The organism is Nocardia sp. NPDC102475 (assembly GCF_055584605.1).
In genome coordinates this window covers 143,150-161,519 of the sequence record NZ_JBVJLS010000001.1, presented here as the reverse complement: position 1 = coordinate 161,519, position 18,370 = coordinate 143,150, and the positions used below count along the sequence as shown (strand labels likewise).

Sequence of the window (18,370 nt, the reverse complement as noted above, 5' to 3'; positions counted from 1 at the left end):
GGTTGAGACACCACAGGCGCGCCTGTCCATGACAGACGCGCCTGCTTGTCGACTATGCCGAGGCGGTCACCGTTTCGGGAGCGGTTTCCACGGCCGCTTCGCCGGCCTCCGCTTCGCCCGCGGGCTTGCGACGGCGGCGGCGACGGCGTGCGGGCTGATCGGTGGTTTCGGCGTCATCGGAATCGCCGTCCGAGTCCGACTCGGCGCTCACGCCGTTTCCGTTGTCTCCGTTGTCCTTCGACTCGGTGCCGTTCTCGGTGCCGTCTTCGATGGCACCGGCGGGCTTGCGGCGGCGACGGCGGCGACGCGCGGGCTTGTCCGCCGTCTCGTCGTCGGTCGCATCGTCGAGCGGGGCTGCGGCGGTATCGGTTTCGGATTCATCGGTCTCGATGCCGTTGGTTTCGCCGTCGATCGGCTGACCCGCGCGGGTGCGGCGACGATTGCGCTTGCGCGGCGCACGAGCAGGGCGCTCGACAACCTCGTCATCCTCGTCGCGGACCGGCTTCGGCTTGCGGACGGTGCCGGTGACGCCTTCCGGAATGCCGAGGTCGGAGAACAGATGCGGGGACCGCGAATACGTTTCGACCGGATCCGGGATGCCGAGTCCGAGGGCCGTGTCGATGGACGTCCAGCGGTTCAGTTCGTCCCAGTCGATCAGTGTCACGGCGACACCGGTGCGGCCGGCCCGGCCGGTGCGCCCGATCCGGTGCACGTAGGTCTTCTCGTCCTCCGGGCACTGGTAGTTGATGACGTGGGTGACATCGTCGATATCGATGCCGCGCGCCGCGACATCGGTCGCGACCAGCACATTGATGGCGCCCTTGCGGAACTTGGTGAGCGCCTTCTCCCGAGCGATCTGCCCGAGGTCACCGTGTACAGCGCCGACGGCGAAGCCGCGGTCGGCCAGATCGTCGGCGACCTTCTGTGCGGTGCGTTTGGTCCGGGTGAAGATCATGGTCGCGCCGCGGGTCTCGGCTTGCAGCACTTTGGCGACCAGTTCGCTTTTGTCCAGTGCGTGCGCACGGTACACGAACTGCGTGGTGCGATCGTGCACGGCGGAATCGTGCGGCTCCTCGGCGCGGATATGCGTAGGCCTGGTCAGGAAGGTGCGGGCCAGGGTGATGATCGGGCCCGGCATGGTGGCCGAGAAGAGCATGGTCTGACGCTGCGTCGGAACCATGCCGAGAATTCGTTCGATATCGGGTAGGAAGCCCAGGTCCAGCATTTCGTCGGCCTCGTCCAGGACGAGCACGCCGATCTTGCCGAGGATCAGATGGCCCTGATCGGCCAGATCCATGAGTCGGCCGGGGGTACCGACGACGACGTCCACACCGGAGCGCAGCGCGGCGATCTGGGACTCGTACGGGCGGCCGCCGTAGATCGAGAGCACGCGCAGCTGGCCCTGATGGTTCTTCAGGTACTTGCTCGCGTTCTCCAGATCCTTGGTGACCTGAATGCAGAGTTCGCGTGTCGGCACGATGATCAGTGCCCGCGGGGTGCCGTCCAGCGGGGTCGTCCCCGTGTCGGCGGTGGCGATCCGGTGCAGCAGCGGCACACCGAATCCGAAGGTCTTACCCATACCCGTGCGGGCCTGACCGATCAGATCTTCACCGGCGAGTGCCAGCGGCAGGGTCAGTTCCTGAATTGCGAATGTGCGTTCGATTCCGATCTCGCCGAGTGCTCGCACGATTTCATCGCGAACCCCCAATTCGGCGAATGTCGGAGCGGTATGGGTTTCGTCCAGTTCGGCGGTCAGTAGCGTATCCGCCAGACCAGGTTCCTGTTCGACAGTGATCTTGCTCAGGTTCGTGCCTTTCCTCGTTATCGCGTCACGCGCGCACGAGGTGTGGGGCGGACCGGCCGGCCCGCGACAACCACAAATCCGCCTGTGATACTCACCTCGGCCACTGCCCTGATGTCTGCGGGAGCTCGTCGTTTCGGCAGCTGACCTCGGAAGACATCGGCGCGGCGCAAGGGTGATGCGGATCTGGTGCGCGCACATATTCCCGGACTTCGAAAACCTCGTCGGCGACACTCGGGCGACCGTACGATCCGGCGACTCGACGGACGAAAATTTCCGTTGTCCGCAGAGATTGTAGCGTGATATTGTGCTGGGCTCGAATTCGACGTAACAGTCCGCTGCCGTAGCGGCTGCTTGCAGGTCGCTCGAAATGGTCGGTAATTCCGGACAAAATACGCGGTTTCCTTGCGTTGACCGTCGACGTACGCTGCGCCACATGGCAATTCATCTGGCGCGTCGAATCTGGCACACTCTCGAACCCATCCACGATGTCGTGTATTTCGGCGCGGACGTCAAGCAGGCCGGAGTTGCGCTCGGACTGCGCGGATTCTGGCAGACCTACTTCGCATTCCGGGCCGCGCCACTCGGGCCGGTGGGCGCGGGCGCGGTACTGGCGACCTTCGCCGGATTCCATCCGGACACGGTGGCCAAGGCGGTGCCGGATGCCTGGGCCCGGACGACGCCAGCGGCATGTCTGCAGGCCCGGCTCGCCTTTTCGGTCGGATTGTTGCGCGGGGCCGGAGCGGGTGACGCCGATTGCGCCCGTGCCGCCGAATTGCTCGAACCGGTAGCGCGGACGGCCGATCCGACCGGCCGCCCGCTGTATGCGGCGAATGCGGAATTGCCGCTGTCGGCCGATCCGGTGGCCGCGCTGTGGCAGCTCACGACCACGCTGCGCGAACATCGCGGCGACGGACATGTGGCGGCCCTGGTTGCTCACGGCCTGTCCGGATCGCAGGCGCTGGTGCTGCAGGTAGCGGCCGGAAAGTCGCCCGAATCGGTGATGCGGCCCGCGCGCGGCTGGTCGGAGCGGGAATGGTCCGATATCACCGACGAGTTGCGCGCCAGGGGTTTGATCGTGGGGGAGCCGATCAGTCCGGAGTTGACCGGCTCCGGCGCCGAATTGCTCGAACGCGTGGAGGCCGATACGGACGAAGCCGCCTGGAACGGCGCACTGGCGGCGCTGTCGCAGGACGCCATCGCCGAGCTGACCTACTTGCTCGAACCGTTGACGAAGCGTGTTCAGGAGAGCGTGGTGCCGCCGCTCAATCCGATCGGCATGACGCGGGGCTGAGTGGTGCACGATTGCTCACAAATCGGAGTTGCCTGTTACCGTCGGTAACGGGATGTGAGACATTCTCGAGGTGAGTTTCACCGACACCGTCACCATCGCGGCGCGCAATGCCTGGGCGCTGACCTTCGGCCAGGGCGTCGAGGCGCCCGATCCCGCCCCGTCGACGGTGCTGTGGGACGAACCGCATCGGCAGCTGCGCCGCTTCGAGGGTACCGGATCCGCCGCTGCCGCAACGGATTCGGCGGTGCTGCTGGTGCCGCCGCTGGCCGCACCCGCCAGCTGCTTCGATCTGCGTCCGGATCAGAGCCTGGCCCGATTCCTGCTGGAGACGGGCCGGGCGCCCTACGTCGTCGACTACGGCCAGATCACCTTCGCCGACCGGCGGATGGGCTTCGAGACCTGGATCGACGAGATCCTGCCCGAGTCGATCCTGCGCACCTCCGCCGATCGCGACGGCCGTCCGGTCGACCTGGTCGGCTGGTCCATCGGCGGCACCCTCGCACTGCTGACCGCGGCCGCGCACCCCGAACTGCCGATCCGCTCCATTACGGCGGTCGGCTCGCCGCTGGACTACGACAAGATGACCGGCATTCCGCAGGTGCGCGCGGTCGCCAAGCTGACCGGCGGCATCGCCACCTCGACGGCGGTGCGTGCGGCGGGCGGCATTCCGGCCACGCTGACCAGAATCGCCTACAAGGTGACCGCATGGGACCGCGAACTCACCCGTCCCTGGTTCGTCGCGAGCAACATCGCGCGCACCGAAACCCTGGCCAAGATGGAGTCCATCGACCGATTCATGTCCGAGATGCCCGGCTATCCCGGCCGCTTCTACGGCCAGCTGTGGGGCCGCCTGATCCTGAACAACGACATCGGCCGCGGTGTCGTGAAACTCGGCAAGCGCCGCATCGAATTGGCCGACGTGACCGCGCCCGTACTGCTGGTCGGCGGACCCGCCGATGTCATCACCCCCGCCGCCGCGGTGGCGGCCGGACAGCGCATCCTCACCGGCGCGCAGTCCGTTCGCTACGAAACCGCACCCGGCAGCCACCTCGGCATCCTCACCGGAGAAACCGCGCGCGACACCACGTGGACCTATCTCGACAAGTTTCTGTCCGAGCTGTCCTGAACCAACGACGCTCCCGATGTTCGTCGGGATGACGGCGACATGTAACGGGATGACGGTGTCACGTAACAGGCCGGGACTAGGCTGTGTCGACATGGGAGCACAGTCACCTGCAGCGGTAGGGGTTTCGTTGTCCGGCTCGTTCATTTCCGCCGACGAACCGGGCGTGATCGACCTGTTCGCGGTGCTCGCCTACGGTGAGATCTCCGCGTTCTACCGGCTGGCCGAGGAGGCCAAGCTGTCGCCGACGCTGCGTGGCAAGGTTGCCGTCGCGAAGATGGCCGCCGCCGAGATGCGGCACTTCGAAACCTTGGAGTCCGCGCTGGCCGAGCGCGGTGTGGATATCTTCGACGCGATGGCGCCGTTCGTGCGCGCCCTGGACGCCTACCACGACTCCACCGATCCCTCGACCTGGCTCGAGTCGATGGTGAAGTTCTACGTCGGTGACGGCATCGCCGCCGACTTCTACACCGAGATCGCCGGCGCCCTGTCTCCCGAGGTCGCCGCCGTGGTCCGGGATGTGCTCGCCGAGACCAGCCACTCCGAATTCGTGGTGGAGGAGGTGCGCCGCGCGGTCGCGACGAGCCGCTCCGAGCGCGACCGGCTGACGCTGTGGGGTCGGCGGCTGCTCGGTGAGGCGATCACCCAGGCGCAGTACGTCATGGCTCAGCGCGACGAACTCACCGAACTGGTGCTCGCCGCGACCGGTGACCTCAACGGCATTGCCGCACTGTTCGAGCGCATGCAGGCCAGCCACGCCGAACGCATGGCCATCCTGGGAATCTGATTACTCGTTGACCGCGCGGACCAGTCGCAGGCCGGGCGATTGCGCCTGCGCCTGGTCGGTGAGCCAGACGACGATGCACTGATCCTTATCGGCGTTCAGTGCCTCGAACGGGATGTCGATATGGCCGTACTCCGGGTGGTCGAACCGCATCGTGCCCGAGACCAGGTCGTCGATATGCTGTGGCTGCCAACGGCTTTCGAACTCCGGATAGGCGAGGAGCGCGTCGATCAGCTCGAGTAGGCGGTCCTCGCCCGGCCAGCGGATCGTCGCGCGGCGCAGTGCGGCCGAGAAAATATCGGCCACCTCGTCCCAGTTCCGCAGCACCTGCTTGGCGCGCGAATGCGCGAAGGTGAACCAGGCCAGATTCACGACCTCTGGATTGTCGAGCAGGCCAACGGGTTTCGCGATGTCCGCCCAGGCCGGATTCCAGCCGAGCACATTGAGCCGCCGCCCGATCACGAAGGCCGGGGTGGGATGCAGTGCGCGCAGGATGGTCTCGATCGCGGGCGTCGGCTGCTCTTCGACGGCTTCGGTTGTGGGACAGCGGGATTCGTTGCTCGAGGTGACGGCGAGCCAACCGAAGTGGTGGCGGTCCTTACCCTCGATCAGCAGCGCCTGCGCGAGCGCATCGATGACCGCGGGCGACGGATTGGTATCGCGGCCCTGCTCGAGCCGAGCCAGATAGTCGGCGCTCACCCCGGCGCGCACCGCCACCTCTTCGCGGCGCAGTCCCGGGGTACGGCGGCGACCGCCCCCGGGAAGTCCCACATCCGCCGGCCGCAACTGGGCGCGGCGCGCGATGAGGTATTCCGCGAAGGGATTGGGTGCCATACGTTTCATCGTGCCCCGTCCTGGGATGGTTATCCGCGCCCTGACGGGTCCAGGATAACGGCGGTCTGGCTAGCGGACCACGGTCCGGTCATGCTCTATGGCATGACATCTTCCGCTGAATCCACCACCACACTCACCCCGGGCTCCTGGGCTCTGGACGCGATGCATTCCCAGGTCGAGTTCACCATCCGCCACCTCGGCATCTCCAAGGTCCGCGGCCGCTTCAACAAGTTCGAGACCGAGTTCGTCGTCGACGACAACGGTTTCGCCAGCCTCGGCGCCACCATCTACCTCGACTCCTTCGACACCGGTAACGCCGATCGCGACAACCACGTCCGCACCGCCGACTTCCTCGATGTCGCCAACCGCCCCACCCTGAGCTTCCGCGCCGTCGAGCCGGTCCAGATCACTGAATCGTTCGAGGTCGAGGGCGAGGCCACGCTCGGCGGGATCACCAAGCCGGTCACCCTCGATGTCGAGTGGGGCGGTGTCCAGGTATTCGCCGGAACCGGCGACCGGCATGCGGGTTTCTCCGCGAGCGGCACCATCAAGCGCACCGATTTCGGCGTCGGCGGCCCGCTGCCCGGCATGCTCAGCGATACCGTCAAGGTCGAGCTGGAAATCCAGCTCATCGAGCCCAAGTAGCATTTGTTCGCTGTGAGCGCAGGCGGGCGTGATACCGGCTTCGGGGTGCTGCATTAGCCTTGATTTCGACAGCACACAGGACTCTAGGTTCGGAGGTTGGCCGTGGAGGTCAAGATCGGTATTTCGGATAGCCCACGCGAGCTCGTGATCAACAGCGGGCAGACCCCGGACGAGGTCGAGGCGCTGGTGTCCGGTGCGCTGAGCGGCGACGGCGGCGTCGTCGCGCTCACCGACGAGAAGGGCCGCAAGTTCCTGATCCAGGCCTCGAAGGTCGCCTATGTCGAGATCGGCGCCGCCACCGGCGGTCGCGTCGGCTTCGCGGCGGTCTGAGCCGAACCGCGACGCAATAGACGAGAGCCCCCGCACTCGGGTGTGAGTGCGGGGGCTCTGCTGCCTCGATACTCGATCAGTGGATCGGATGCAGCGGCACGTGTGACAGACCGCCCCATGCCAGCGCGACGGTGGTGTCGACCGCCTCTTCCTTCGGAATCGGCCGATCGGCCTCCAGCCAGTACCGTGCGGTGAACTGGCTGGTGCCGACCAGTCCGACCGCGAGGATCCTGGCCCGGTAGGGGTCCAAACCGGAATCGTGGGCGACCAGGTCGAAGACCGCGTCTACACAGGCCTCGGTGGCCTGCTCGACCCGGCGCTGCACCTGCGGCTCGCTGATCAGATCGGATTCGAAAACCAGTCGGAAGCCCTGCATTTCGTTGTCCACGAAATCGAAGTAGGCCTGTACTGCGGCGCGCACACGCTGCCGGTTGTCGGTGGTCGAGCGCAGCGCCTGGCGCACACTCGACACCAGCATGTCGACATAGTTCTGCAGCACCGCCAAATAGAGTTCGAGCTTGCTGGCGAAGTGCTGATAGAGCACCGGCTTGCTCACTCCTGCGCACTGCGAGATCTCGTCCATACCCGCGGCGTGGTAGCCGCGCTGGACGAACACCTCGCTGGCAGCCGCGAGTAGCTGTTGACGACGCTCGTCGCGCGGAAGCCGGGTACCGCGCTTGGTCGGCGCCATGGCATCGGAGGACGTTTTGCGGGACGTCATCCGGTCCACGAGGTCAGTCATTTTTCGGCTCTCCCAGTCGATGCCCCGGCAAATTGGGGTGTACACCGGGTATCCCATGAACGATACCCGTTTGTATCTCGTCTGCCGATCGGGGCCGCAGATGCAGTCCACTCGGTGAGATATATCGCACCGGTAGCGACTGCTTGCAGGTCGCTCGAAAGGGTCGGCATCAGGCATGGAGGACTGGTCGGGTCGGGGGTATTGCGCCCTGTGAGACGCTGGTTGACGTGACCGACCGACCGGAAAGACCCTCCGGCGCCGGACGCAGTGCGTATCGCCGGGCTGGCTCCACCGCGTCCGGTTCCGTAGTCTCGGGCTCTGTGGAAAGGCCAGGCCCCGAGGTGCGTACAGGGGCAGCCACCCGAAACGGTGCAGCTGCCCGGGACGGCGCCAAGGGTGAGATCGAATGGAGATCCGGTTCGCCACCGCAGGATGCGAATGGTGTCGAGGTCTATGACCCGCTCGGTTCGCACGAACCAATGGTGGACCGTTCCTATCAACCCCTGCGGGCCCGCTGGGATCCCACCGCACCCGACGAGAGTCGTTCCCGCGCACCGAGACCCGAGCGCGATACCAAGAAGCAGAGCGCGGTCGGTCGTTTCATCCGGACCTATGGTTGGCGTGCTTACGCACTTCCCGTACTTTTCGTGGTGACCGTGCTGGTGATCGTGGACGCGGTGCGCGGAGGCACCGATCCGGCGAATATGCCAGGCGGGGCACCGGGATTCGGACGATTGAGCCCGCGTGCGGCATCCGCCGGAATCATCGGCGCACCGCCCGGCGACGGCCACTTCCCGACGAATCTGCCGACCGGCGCGCTGCCCGACGGCGGACCGTTCACCGAAACCGGTACGGGCACATGGCGTGTGGTGCCGGGGACCACCGCGCAGGTGGGCACCGGATCGGAGTTCCAGTTCAAGTACACCGTCGAAATCGAGGACGGCGTGGACACTTCCGGATTCGGCGGAGACGAATCCGTGGCCAAGTTGGTCGACAGCACCCTGGGCAATCCCAAGAGTTGGGCGCACGACACCAAATTCGCCTTCCGGCGCATCGATCACGGCGAACCGGACTTCCGTATTTCGCTCGCTTCCCGCGAATCCTCGCGCAAGGCCTGCGGTTTCGATATTCCGATCGACTCCTCCTGCTTCAATGCCGATCTGCGGCGAGTGGTGCTTTCGGAGGTGCGCTGGGTGCGCGGTGCACTGGCCTTCGAGGGCGATATCGGTTCCTATCGGCAGTACCAGGTCAACCACGAGGTCGGCCATGCCATCGGCTACCACCAGCATCAGCCGTGCGAGACCGACGGTGGGCTCGCCCCGGTGATGATGCAGCAGACCTTCGGCACCAAGAACAACGACATCGCCGCCCTCGATCCCGACGGTGTGGTCCCGATGGACGGTAAGCGCTGCCGCTTCAACCCCTGGCCTTATCCCCGCGGCTGAATTATTGGCAGCGCCTGCGGCGCTGCGTGTTCGCGGCCCCCTGGTGTCTCGCGTCCGAGCCGTCGAGACTCGCGCCTGCGGCGCATGCGCTTCGACGACTCGGACGCGAGACGGGCCGCGAACGGGTCGCGAACGGGTCGCTCGTAAGACTCGCTCCGTGGTCGTCGAGTGAGTGGGCAGGTCGGCGCCGGGTGTATACCCGCTCAGGGGCTCGGGTTGGTGGTGCGAGACCATGGTCGGGAAGAACGGCCCGATTGTCGGTGTTGACTAAGTAGGCGCTGAGCCACCACAGTGCGATCGGCCAATTGATTCGAGGAGCCCTGGACGTGTCATCACCGAAGTCCCTGCCGCCGCTGGTCGAACCGGCCGCGGAGCTGACCAAGGACGAGATCGCCCGCTACAGCCGTCATCTGATCATCCCGGACCTGGGTGTGGACGGGCAGAAACGGCTGAAGAACGCCAAGGTGCTGGTAATCGGCGCCGGCGGGCTCGGCTCGCCCGCGCTGCTGTATCTGGCGGCCGCCGGTGTCGGCACGCTCGGCATCGTCGAATTCGACGAGGTCGACGCGTCCAATCTGCAGCGCCAGATCATCCACGGCGAATCCGATATCGGTCGCCCGAAGGCCGACAGTGCGCGCGATTCGATCCTCGAGATCAACTCCGGCATCGAGGTCCGGCTGCACAAGATCCGCCTGGAGCCGGAGAACGCCGTCGAACTGTTCGCCGAGTACGACCTGATCGTCGACGGCACCGATAACTTCGCCACCCGCTACCTGGTCAACGACGCCGCGGTGCTGGCGGGTAAGCCGTATGTCTGGGGCTCCATCTACCGCTTCGAGGGCCAGGTGTCGGTCTTCTGGGAGGACGCACCGGACGGCCGCGGCATCAACTACCGCGATCTCTACCCGGAGGCCCCGCCGCCCGGCATGGTGCCCTCCTGCGCCGAGGGCGGTGTCCTCGGCGTGCTGTGCGCCTCCATCGGTTCGATCATGGTGACCGAGGCGATCAAGCTGATCACCGGCATCGGCGAACCGCTGCTCGGTCGTCTCATGGTCTACGACGCACTGGATATGAACTACCGGACCATCAAGCTGCGCCGCGATCCGGAGCGTCAGCCGATCACCGAACTGATCGACTACGAGGCGTTCTGCGGTGTGGTGTCCGAGGAGGGTCAGGCCGCGGCCGCGGGTTCGACGATTACCGCGCGCGAGCTCAAGGAACTGCTCGACGCGGGCAAGGAAATCGAGCTCATCGACGTGCGCGAGCCGGTCGAATGGGACATCGTGCACATCGAGGGCGCAAAGCTCATCCCGAAGGATCGATTCCTCTCCGGTGAGGCGCTGTCGGATCTGCCGCAGAACCGGCCGATCGTCTTGCACTGCAAGACCGGTATCCGCTCGGCGGAGGTGCTCGCGGTCCTGAAGAACGCCGGTTTCTCCGACGCCACGCACGTGCAGGGCGGCATCGTCGCCTGGGCGAATCAGGTCGACAAGTCACTGCCGGTTTACTAGATCTAGTGCCCCGCCGTCAGCAGATTGCTTCGTGACGTAACTACCGCGGAGTGAGTCTTACGAGCGACCGTTCGCGGCCCGTCTCGCGTCCGAGTGGCCGAAGCGCATGCGCCGCAGGCGCGAGTCTCGACGGCTCGGACGCGAGACACCAGGGGGCCGCGAACACGCAGCGCCGAAGGCGCTGCCGACGACAGAGCACACGGCGCGCCGCAGGCGTGCCAAATTCAACACAGGTACCGTACGGCCGTGACTTCTGTGGAACCCCCCGAGCACGTGCGCGCCACGTTCGGTCTGCGCGAAGTGACCCCGGTTTCGCTGGGAGACTGGGACGGCGGCTGGCGGCTCGGTGACGTGGTGCTCAGCCCGATCGCCGATCATGCCAGGGCGGCATGGTCGGCGAAGGTCCGCGAAACACTGAAGGTGGACGGCCTACGCCTGGCCCGGCCCGTGCGTGCCACCGACGGCCGCTACGTCGTTTCCGGTTGGCGCGCGGATACCTACCTCGAGGGTGTGCCCGAGCCACGTTACGACGAGGTCGTCTCGGTGTCACTGCGACTACACAAGGCCACGGCGGAGCTCGAGCGACCACGGTTTCTGGTCCAGCCGCCGGTCGCCCCCTGGGTCGATGTCGACGTCTTCGTCGCCGCCGACCGCGCCGCCTGGGAGGCGGTACCGCTGCGAAGTCTGCGCGCCGGTGGCATCACCCCGGCAACCTCCCCCGACGGCCAACGCAGCATGGAATTGATCGGCCAACTCGCCACACTGCGCAAACCGGTCCAAACACCCGCGCAACTGGTGCACGGAGATCTGTTCGGCACGGTACTTTTCGCCGGAGTCTTCACACCCGGCCTCACCGACATCACGCCGTACTGGCGTCCGGCGCCATGGGCCGCCGGTGTCATCGTCGTCGACGCACTCGCCTGGGGCGGCGCCGACGACGGCCTGCTCGACCGCTGGTCCGATTTACCCGAGTGGCCGCAGATGTTGTTGCGAGCGGTCATGTTTCGGCTTGCTGTACATGCGCTGCACCCCCGCTCGACCCCCGAGGCGTTTCCCGGATTGGCGCGGACCGCCGACATGGTTCGCCTCATGCTCTGAGTTCCGTCTCAACCGCGCGATCGCCCGGTTACCCGATCTGCGCCGTGCGCTGCATCGGTTGCTCTATGCTCGGACAACCGCCATCAGGCGGCATCGTTTTACCCGCTTTTCGGGCCACCGGATGCTGTGCGGTTGCCCGTGCTCGAACGGCCCCGCGACCGGTTCAGATGATGCCGGAATGGAACCGGATCGGACCCTCGTGGAGCAGCGTAAGCGTTGTGCCCGTGCTAATTTGACGTTCGTGGACGCGGTGAGGAGCGGCGCGCCTGCGACTTGGGGTGAGGACGGCAGCAGGTGAGAATCCAACCGAGGCAACAGATTCTGGACGTGTGGCGCGCCATGCTCGCCGCGTGCTGGGATGGCAGGGATTGGCGCTGGGGCGGTCGGATGGACGCCAACTCTATCAGCGATTCCGAACAGTTGCTCTGCCTGCTGTATCCGGCCACCGAGATCGATATCTTCGCACTGGACAATCCGGATCGCATGGAGGACGACGTCAGTTCCGTCCTCGAACCGCTCGGCGGTCCGAAGCAGATCGGCAGCTTCGTGGTCTGGCTGCTCGAGCGCTACATCGAGCAGAACACCCGTAACGACGGGCAGCCGAACTTCTCCGCGGGCAGCTATCTGCGCTCCGCCGATGAGCGCGAACCCAATACGGCGCAGCGTGGCATCGAGGTCGTCGACTCGTACTCGATGTCGCTGACCGTCTGTATGGCGGGCCTGCGCTTCCTGCGCGCCTTCCGCGGTTGGGCGCGACCAGGGGAACTGACACAGCGGATCGATATCCTCTCCGGGCAGCTCAGTGCGCGGCTCACCGCGGCGATGACCGGACTGGTGCGCAGTTTCGTCGTCAATACCGTTAAGCCGAAATCCCCTGAGGGACAGACGATTCTGGGGATGCTGAACCAGACCGGCGAGCCCGAGCAGGCCATGGTCGAGGGTGTGCGGCGCAGTCTGGAACGGGTACGGGCGCGGTTGCGCAGTGACGTCACCTTGGGCCAGGAGGAATCGGTCAAGGAGCTCGAGGACGAGAATCTGCTGTTCGAATGCGGGTGGAGTTGGGGTGTGGCGCGCGACGCCACCGAGGTCGACTTCGTCGAGGCGCAGATCGCGAGTGAGAAGGGCATCGCCGATCCGCGCCCGTATCTCTATTTCACGGTCGTCGCGCTGGACGGTATCAACGACCTGGTCTCCCCGCGCACCGGTGAGCTCGGTCTGCTCGACGAGAAACAGCACCGGCTGGCCCAGGCCCTGCGTACCCGCTGGGAGTTGACTCAGCGCTACTGGTCGACGGTCGCGCGGTTCGGCTCGGGTAGTTGGCCGCTCGAGGATATCCCGTGGCGCACCTCCGACGGCGAGCAGTCGGACTACTTCAGTCTCATCGTATCCGCGGTATTGATCCAGGATCTCGTCGCGCGCACCGCATCCGATGACGACTTGACAAGGGCCGTAGCCATTTTCGACGAATTGGCAGGCCGGGGCCGGATCATTCGCCGGACGATGCGCGAGGACCCCGCGGTCGCGCTGCACACTCCCGGCGTGCGACTGACCCTGCGCGGCAGTGAGGGCGTCGAGGACGGACCGACACTGCAGTGGGAGGTTTCGGACTTCTCAGCGGTGCTGCTCAAGCGAATGTTGCAGGCGGCCAGGCTGTCCAACAATGTCGCGGCCCGCGACAAGCTGATGGAATTGGCCAAATCGGTAATGGAGCATCTGGATCGGCGCATGCTGCGCGCCGGTGCGCCCGGACTGTGGGACGATCCGGCGGGCGCGTTCGGGGAGAACGGCGATGCCGAGGTCACCAGGCCGTCCTGGTACATGACCGAACGCGTCGTCGAATGTCTGGTGGCCGCGGACCGCACCTACCGTGAACCGCCGCCCAACTGGCCGGATCTGCAGGACGTCGCGCGGGTCATGCTGAATACCGCCGAGCATCGATTCGATCAGGAGATGCTCGGTGTGAGCATCGATGACACCTCGGGCAATCGAGCCGCGCTCGATCGCGTGGAAGACCATATCGATCAGGCCAGGCGGTTGGTGCGCGAGGATTCCGCGACCACTTTCGTGCACGCCCTCGACGCGCTGCGTGAACTCGACCGACTGGCCGCCGCCCGCCGCGATGCGACAAGGAACCCCTAGCGCATGATCGTGTTCGCAACCTCCGACAAGGGCGGCACCGGCCGCTCGGTGACCAGCTGCAATCTCGCCTATCGGATGTGTGTGCGGGGTAAGCGGGTCGCCTATCTGGATTTCGATTTCGGTTCCCCCACCGCGGGTGCGCTTTTCGAGATCAGCGGTGTGGAGCGCGGCATCACCGGTGGCGACGGCCTGCATTCCTATTTGCTCGGCCGCGGCGTCGCCACTCGAATCGACGTGCGGGACAATACCGATCGTCGCGAATTACGTAAGATGCGCACGCGAACCGGCAAGCTGTTCCTGCTGCCCGGCGATGCCGGTGGCGCGGAGTTCACCAAAATCGATGACCGCACCCTCGACAACTGCGCCCAGTTGCTGCTCGAACTCGATCAGGACTTCGACGTATGCATCGTCGATCTCAGCGCGGGACGCTCGGTGGCGATGGAAATCGCGCTCAAGGCAACGGCTTTGCCGCAGTTGGCCGCGCGAACGGTGCGCTGGTTGGTATTTCATCGCTGGACCCGTCAGCACATCATCGCCGCACACGGTCTGGTGCGCGGACAGTTCGGGATCCTCGATTGCGGTGCGGGCGCGGGCCACGATCGCGAGGTGCTGCTGGACAACATCAGGTACGTGCGCACCGCCGTGCCGCAATTGAACGACGCGGCCGAATCTCCTGGGCCGCAGGCGGCTTGGTTGCACCAGCAGGACTCCATGTTGAAACGGCTGGCGTCGACGAACAAGGTCGGTGCGAGCGCGATGCTCGGCGAGACCCCGGTCGAGCCGGTATTGCAATGGCGCGAACAGCTGATTCTGGACATCGACGTGCAGAAGGAAATTGCCAACAAGGCAACAGTCGAGGCCTTCGACACGCTCGCCGATCGCGTGCTCGACCCCGCGACTTGGCGCCGGATCTGAATCGACTGAACTCGAGAACACCATCGGAGGAAAGGGATTTCGAGCACATGGAGCATGCCGCAGGCTACAGCGAGGCCACCGAGCACCCGCGCGTCGCCAAGGTGCCGCTGTCCCATGTGTCGATCGAGGTCGGGCATTTCTATATGCACGATCTGGCCAATGGCGAGGAGAAGATTCGCACGCAGTTTCGTCGGATCGTGCCGCTGGTCACGGCATTCACCGAGGCCGCGAAAATCGAATTCGGTCCGCGCGCCAGGGTGAGCACCTGCTTTCTGGTCGACGACTATTTCCGGTTCGACACCAATCCCGGCGAAATACTCGACAAATTGCTGCGCAATGCCGACGAATGTGGTTTGAGCATCGACTATTTGGCGCGCGAGGCGGGCTGCTGGGAGGTTCCGGCCGCCGAATACGGCGCGGTGAGCGCGCCGCGTATCGAACTGGCCGAGTTGGTCCGCGCCCGCATCGTGGCCGAACCGCCCGAGGGCGCGAACGGACGCAGACCGCCCACCGCGGAATCCGGCTGGCTGTGCAATGGGCGACGTGCCTCCGATGATCCCTCGGAGCAGGCCATGCACGACGAGCCGTACGAACCGGCCGAGGAGTTCGGGCGGCGCGAGCATTCGATCTTCCTCGACGTCGAAATGTGGAGCAAACAAACCCGAAAGGTGAACGGGCGCAAAGAAGTCTTCACCAAATGGTCCTGCCCGTATCTGGCGTCCATCTGGCAGTTGCTGCGACTGGGCATGCTGCGCTTCGACGGTATGCCGGTGGTCGAGCCGCAGCCGTGGGAGGCGGGTATGCCGTGGCCGAGCAGTTGGTGGGAGATGCCCGCGGTGGTCCAGCTGAATCCGCGGGCCAAACCTTTTGCCGCATATCGGTCACTTTCGCTGCTGCCGCAGCGATATCTGGGTATCGAGCACGCGGTGCGGGTAATACTCGATCACATCCAACTCGACGACGAAGTGGTGGATCAGATCGTCGCCAGGGGAAACGAGGAGGGCATCGACGTATCGCGCAAGGTGACCGAACGCCTCACCCATTTCCTGCTGGACGGATCCTGACGTGAACGAACCGAACGATTCGGCCGCGCGCCGGATGCGCACGGCCCGCTCGACGCCGCATCTCAGGCAGCTGCGTCGTGGCCGAGCCGTGCGCCTGCTGGTGCGCGCTGGTGCGGCACAGACCAGGACACCCGCCGGCCCACTGATCGTGTTCGGTGAGGTGGACACTTGCCTGCTGCCCGCGGCGACGCCGCTGCCGCGCGGTGATCTCGAGGAACTGCTCGAGCTGGTGCCGGGCCGTCCGATGCTGTGGCGGGAGCGCCCGATGTCGCTCGCGGTTTCGCCGACCACCGCCGAGGGCGTGGATTGCCGGTTGGCCGCCCCTTCGCATCCCGATGTGCGGGCGATCGGCACGGTGGCAACGCATGCGGTCGTGGTCGGCGGACGGGTGCTGCAGAGTTCGGCACAGACCAGAGTCGTGCGCGCCGCAGGCGATCAGCGTCGGACGTGGTCGCACTATCTGAGCCAGGTCGGGGTGTCCGAGGTGATCACCAAGGTCACCGCCGAAACTGGTGCCCGGCTGGCCGAGGGCTTCCTGGCCGCGGGCCCGCCGCCGGTGGGCGCCCTTGATCTCGCGTCGATCGCCAATCGGCTGCTCGGCCGCATTCGGATGGATCACCGCCTCGATCAGAACACGCCGGTGCAATCGGGGACGACCAGGCTGCGCTGGGCGGCGCGGATGGGTGATCCGGCGCAGCCTGTGGTGTGGTTCCGGTTGCAGAACGATACGGTTCGCACCGCGTTGATCACCGTGCGCACCGAGGCGGAACTGGCCGATGTGCAGCGGTTCTGCGAGGATCTCGCGGTGCACGATTGGCTGCTGTCGGTCACCGCCGCGGGGCTGGAGAAGTCCGACCTGTACCCGCCGGGCAGTGCGGAGTCGGTGGCGGTGCTGGCCCCGGTGTTGCACCACCTGGCGCATCTGTGGGTGCCCGGCGCGCATACGCCACCGGCGCTGCGCGGGCTGTGGACGCAGCTGAATACCGATCCGGATTTCACCGCGGGACGGCGGGCATTGATCGATCAGCTGCACAATCGGGTGCTGGTGGCGGCACTCGATGCGGTGCGGCACACCAGGATCGGCAACGAGGACTACAGCGCGGATTAGCACGCCGCGGCGGCATCAGATTCGGAACCATCGCCGGACCAGCAGTGCGAAGAACAGCGAGTTGAGTACGAGTCCGGCGTAGGCCTCGATGATCAGGAGTGTCCGTCCGGCGCCCCTGATGTCCTCGAGGTCGCCGAGGCCGAGTGGATTCAGATAGTTGATCAGGCACATGTGCAGCGCGGTCGGGATGGGCTGGCCGTCGGTGGCCCACAGCACGACGGTGCCGATGAGCAGTACGGCGGCGATCCAGCCGAGCAGCCGGAACGGCCGAAAACCGTAGCCGCACAGCACTTCCAGGGTCCAGTGCGGGATCCGCTTCCAAACCGGATCGACCGCGCGGCAGCGCGCTTGCGCCAAGGCGTGCCCGCAGCGGTCCTGTGCGTCGAAGTCCTCCTCGACACGGTGTACGCCCACCGCGCGTTTGAAGGCCAGCACGGCATGGTGGGGCAGGTCGGCGGCGACCAGCGCGCGGCCGAGATGCTCATAGATTTCGGCGATCCGGGTGTTCTGAGTGCGGCTCAACCGTCGTGGTCCGCGGAATTCGACCTCGGCGGCGAGCAGAGCCGTCAATGCGCGCAGTCGGCCGTCGCCGTCCGCGACGGGTTCCTGTGCCGCCGTGTAGATATGGGAGAAGACCAGGCTGTCGCCGGGCTGGGAGATCTTCACCGGGTCGTAGTCCAGCTCCAATGTCTCGACATGGGTGTTCAAGGAGTCGAGAAGCGGCTGTTCGGACCCGCCCTCGGCCTGTTGGAAGTATTCGGTGATCTCGCCCGCGTATCGGTCGGCATGGCGATCTATCAGCATGGTCATCGAATTGACCACGGGTGACAGTTGGGACAGGCCCGCGTATTCGGTCATCGTGTGTTCCCCCGGGTGCAGCCGTCACGTTCGACGTGATACCCACCATACCAACGCGATTCGACGGTCAATCCGGTGCGCGACCGCCCTTGAGCCACCGCTTGTCGCTCGGTCCGGGGAACTGCGAGGTGGTAGGCCAGCGATCGATGCGGTGTACCAGCACATCTCGCGGTTCGTCCGCGCCGAAGTAGCGCTGTTCGTATCCGGCCCAGCGGAATCCCGCGTTCTTGTACAGCTTGACCGTGCGCCGATCGGTAGGTCGCACCGTGAGGTATACCGAATCTGCTTGTGCGGTGCGGCAACTCGTCACGGCCCGGTCCAGCAGCGCGCGGCCGAGCCCGCGATTGCGGTAGTTCGGTGCGACCGCGAGACCCATCACCCAGCCGCGCCGCCGGGTGCCGACGCCGACGAGTGCGTAGCCGCGCACTCTGCCGCCGATTTCGGCCACCACCCAATCGGGTCCGTGCAGGTCGAACAGTTGCCGCAGCGTCACATACGGGTAGCACAGGTCGCCGAAATGTTCTCGCTCCAGCGCGGCGATATCGTCGAGATCCGCCAATCGTGCGGTCCGGAACACCGGTTCCCCCGCCCCCTCGGAATTATCCAATGCCCACCCTCCCGGTGTGAGGCTGCTTTCCAGCGTAAAGTGCTGGCGCAGTTGATGGACCGAGACCGCCAA

At 65.8% G+C, this 18,370-nt stretch carries 17 protein-coding genes; 12 read left to right on the top strand and 5 right to left on the bottom strand.

What is annotated here, in order from left to right; genetic code table 11:
* Positions 1–52: 52 nt before the first annotated feature.
* Positions 53–1,825 carry a DEAD/DEAH box helicase gene (locus tag ACZ60G_RS00720; protein ID WP_465806711.1) on the bottom strand — a complete coding sequence of 591 codons (1,773 nt, stop codon included), beginning with the start codon at positions 1,823–1,825 and terminating at the stop codon, positions 53–55.
* Positions 1,826–2,237: 412 nt separating this feature from the next.
* On the opposite strand from ACZ60G_RS00720, the gene ACZ60G_RS00715 reads away from it, so the two are divergent.
* The 3 genes from ACZ60G_RS00715 (at position 2,238) to ACZ60G_RS00705 (ending at position 5,005) form a co-directional block, all read left to right on the top strand.
* Entirely contained in the window at positions 2,238–3,095 is an 858-nt protein-coding gene (locus tag ACZ60G_RS00715; protein ID WP_465806054.1) for an SCO6745 family protein, read from the top strand.
* 70 nt (positions 3,096–3,165) lie between these two features.
* The gene (locus tag ACZ60G_RS00710) at positions 3,166–4,221 is read left to right on the top strand and encodes an alpha/beta fold hydrolase (protein WP_465806052.1); all 1,056 of its coding nucleotides are present in this window, start codon (positions 3,166–3,168) and stop codon (positions 4,219–4,221) included.
* Between the two features lie 91 nt (positions 4,222–4,312).
* The gene (locus ACZ60G_RS00705) at positions 4,313–5,005 is read left to right on the top strand and encodes a ferritin-like fold-containing protein (RefSeq protein WP_465806050.1); all 693 of its coding nucleotides are present in this window, start codon (positions 4,313–4,315) and stop codon (positions 5,003–5,005) included.
* Here the strand turns inward: ACZ60G_RS00705 and ACZ60G_RS00700 are convergent, their stop codons facing one another.
* Entirely contained in the window at positions 5,006–5,836 is an 831-nt protein-coding gene (locus tag ACZ60G_RS00700; protein ID WP_465806048.1) for a helix-turn-helix transcriptional regulator, read from the bottom strand.
* Between the two features lie 102 nt (positions 5,837–5,938).
* Here ACZ60G_RS00700 and ACZ60G_RS00695 point away from each other — a divergent pair, with 102 nt between their 5' ends.
* Together ACZ60G_RS00695 and ACZ60G_RS00690 are read left to right on the top strand one after the other, a co-directional pair.
* Positions 5,939–6,481 (top strand): YceI family protein, encoded by a 543-nt coding sequence (locus ACZ60G_RS00695; protein ID WP_465806046.1) that lies wholly within the window; start codon positions 5,939–5,941, stop codon positions 6,479–6,481.
* 102 nt (positions 6,482–6,583) lie between these two features.
* A complete protein-coding gene (locus ACZ60G_RS00690) occupies positions 6,584–6,811 on the top strand; it encodes a DUF3107 domain-containing protein (RefSeq protein ID WP_465806044.1) in 228 nt (75 codons plus the stop codon).
* 76 nt (positions 6,812–6,887) lie between these two features.
* Here ACZ60G_RS00690 and ACZ60G_RS00685 read toward each other — a convergent pair whose 3' ends face one another.
* The gene (locus tag ACZ60G_RS00685; RefSeq protein WP_063041158.1) at positions 6,888–7,553 is read right to left on the bottom strand and encodes a TetR/AcrR family transcriptional regulator; all 666 of its coding nucleotides are present in this window, start codon (positions 7,551–7,553) and stop codon (positions 6,888–6,890) included.
* 341 nt (positions 7,554–7,894) lie between these two features.
* Between ACZ60G_RS00685 and ACZ60G_RS00680 the strand changes: the two genes are divergently transcribed.
* From ACZ60G_RS00680 to ACZ60G_RS00650, 7 genes are all read left to right on the top strand, one after another.
* Positions 7,895–8,998, top strand: a complete 1,104-nt coding sequence (locus ACZ60G_RS00680) for a DUF3152 domain-containing protein (protein WP_465806042.1) — start codon at positions 7,895–7,897, stop codon at positions 8,996–8,998.
* A 326-nt stretch (positions 8,999–9,324) separates the two neighbouring features.
* Positions 9,325–10,509: an adenylyltransferase/sulfurtransferase MoeZ gene (moeZ, locus tag ACZ60G_RS00675; RefSeq protein ID WP_465806040.1), complete on the top strand. Its 1,185-nt coding sequence runs from the start codon at positions 9,325–9,327 to the stop codon at positions 10,507–10,509.
* 246 nt (positions 10,510–10,755) lie between these two features.
* A complete protein-coding gene (locus ACZ60G_RS00670) occupies positions 10,756–11,607 on the top strand; it encodes a TIGR02569 family protein (RefSeq protein ID WP_040694815.1) in 852 nt (283 codons plus the stop codon).
* Between the two features lie 294 nt (positions 11,608–11,901).
* Positions 11,902–13,746 carry an SCO2524 family protein gene (locus tag ACZ60G_RS00665; protein WP_465806039.1) on the top strand — a complete coding sequence of 615 codons (1,845 nt, stop codon included), beginning with the start codon at positions 11,902–11,904 and terminating at the stop codon, positions 13,744–13,746.
* 3 nt (positions 13,747–13,749) lie between these two features.
* Entirely contained in the window at positions 13,750–14,661 is a 912-nt protein-coding gene (locus tag ACZ60G_RS00660; protein WP_465806038.1) for an SCO2523 family variant P-loop protein, read from the top strand.
* Positions 14,662–14,708: 47 nt separating this feature from the next.
* Positions 14,709–15,725, top strand: a complete 1,017-nt coding sequence (locus ACZ60G_RS00655; RefSeq protein WP_465806037.1) for an SCO2522 family protein — start codon at positions 14,709–14,711, stop codon at positions 15,723–15,725.
* Between the two features lies 1 nt (position 15,726).
* Positions 15,727–16,833: an SCO2521 family protein gene (locus ACZ60G_RS00650; protein ID WP_465806036.1), complete on the top strand. Its 1,107-nt coding sequence runs from the start codon at positions 15,727–15,729 to the stop codon at positions 16,831–16,833.
* 15 nt (positions 16,834–16,848) lie between these two features.
* Here the strand turns inward: ACZ60G_RS00650 and ACZ60G_RS00645 are convergent, their stop codons facing one another.
* Both ACZ60G_RS00645 and ACZ60G_RS00640 read right to left on the bottom strand, forming a co-directional pair.
* Positions 16,849–17,691, bottom strand: coding sequence for a hypothetical protein (locus tag ACZ60G_RS00645; protein ID WP_465806035.1), 843 nt, complete (start codon positions 17,689–17,691; stop codon positions 16,849–16,851).
* Between the two features lie 67 nt (positions 17,692–17,758).
* Positions 17,759–18,298, bottom strand: a complete 540-nt coding sequence (locus ACZ60G_RS00640) for a GNAT family N-acetyltransferase (protein WP_465806034.1) — start codon at positions 18,296–18,298, stop codon at positions 17,759–17,761.
* Positions 18,299–18,370: the final 72 nt, after the last annotated feature.

What these genes read in the sequence shown, in the direction of transcription:
- ACZ60G_RS00715 (WP_465806054.1), top strand. Translation starts at nt 2,238, where the DNA reads ATGGCAATTCATCTGGCGCGTCGAATCTGGCACACTCTCGAACCCATC.
- ACZ60G_RS00705 (WP_465806050.1), top strand. Translation starts at nt 4,313, where the DNA reads ATGGGAGCACAGTCACCTGCAGCGGTAGGGGTTTCGTTGTCCGGCTCG.
- ACZ60G_RS00700 (WP_465806048.1), bottom strand. Translation starts at nt 5,836, where the DNA reads ATGGCACCCAATCCCTTCGCGGAATACCTCATCGCGCGCCGCGCCCAG.
- ACZ60G_RS00695 (WP_465806046.1), top strand. Translation starts at nt 5,939, where the DNA reads ATGACATCTTCCGCTGAATCCACCACCACACTCACCCCGGGCTCCTGG.
- ACZ60G_RS00685 (WP_063041158.1), bottom strand. Translation starts at nt 7,553, where the DNA reads ATGACTGACCTCGTGGACCGGATGACGTCCCGCAAAACGTCCTCCGAT.
- ACZ60G_RS00660 (WP_465806038.1), top strand. Translation starts at nt 13,750, where the DNA reads ATGATCGTGTTCGCAACCTCCGACAAGGGCGGCACCGGCCGCTCGGTG.
- ACZ60G_RS00655 (WP_465806037.1), top strand. Translation starts at nt 14,709, where the DNA reads ATGGAGCATGCCGCAGGCTACAGCGAGGCCACCGAGCACCCGCGCGTC.
- ACZ60G_RS00645 (WP_465806035.1), bottom strand. Translation starts at nt 17,691, where the DNA reads ATGACCGAATACGCGGGCCTGTCCCAACTGTCACCCGTGGTCAATTCG.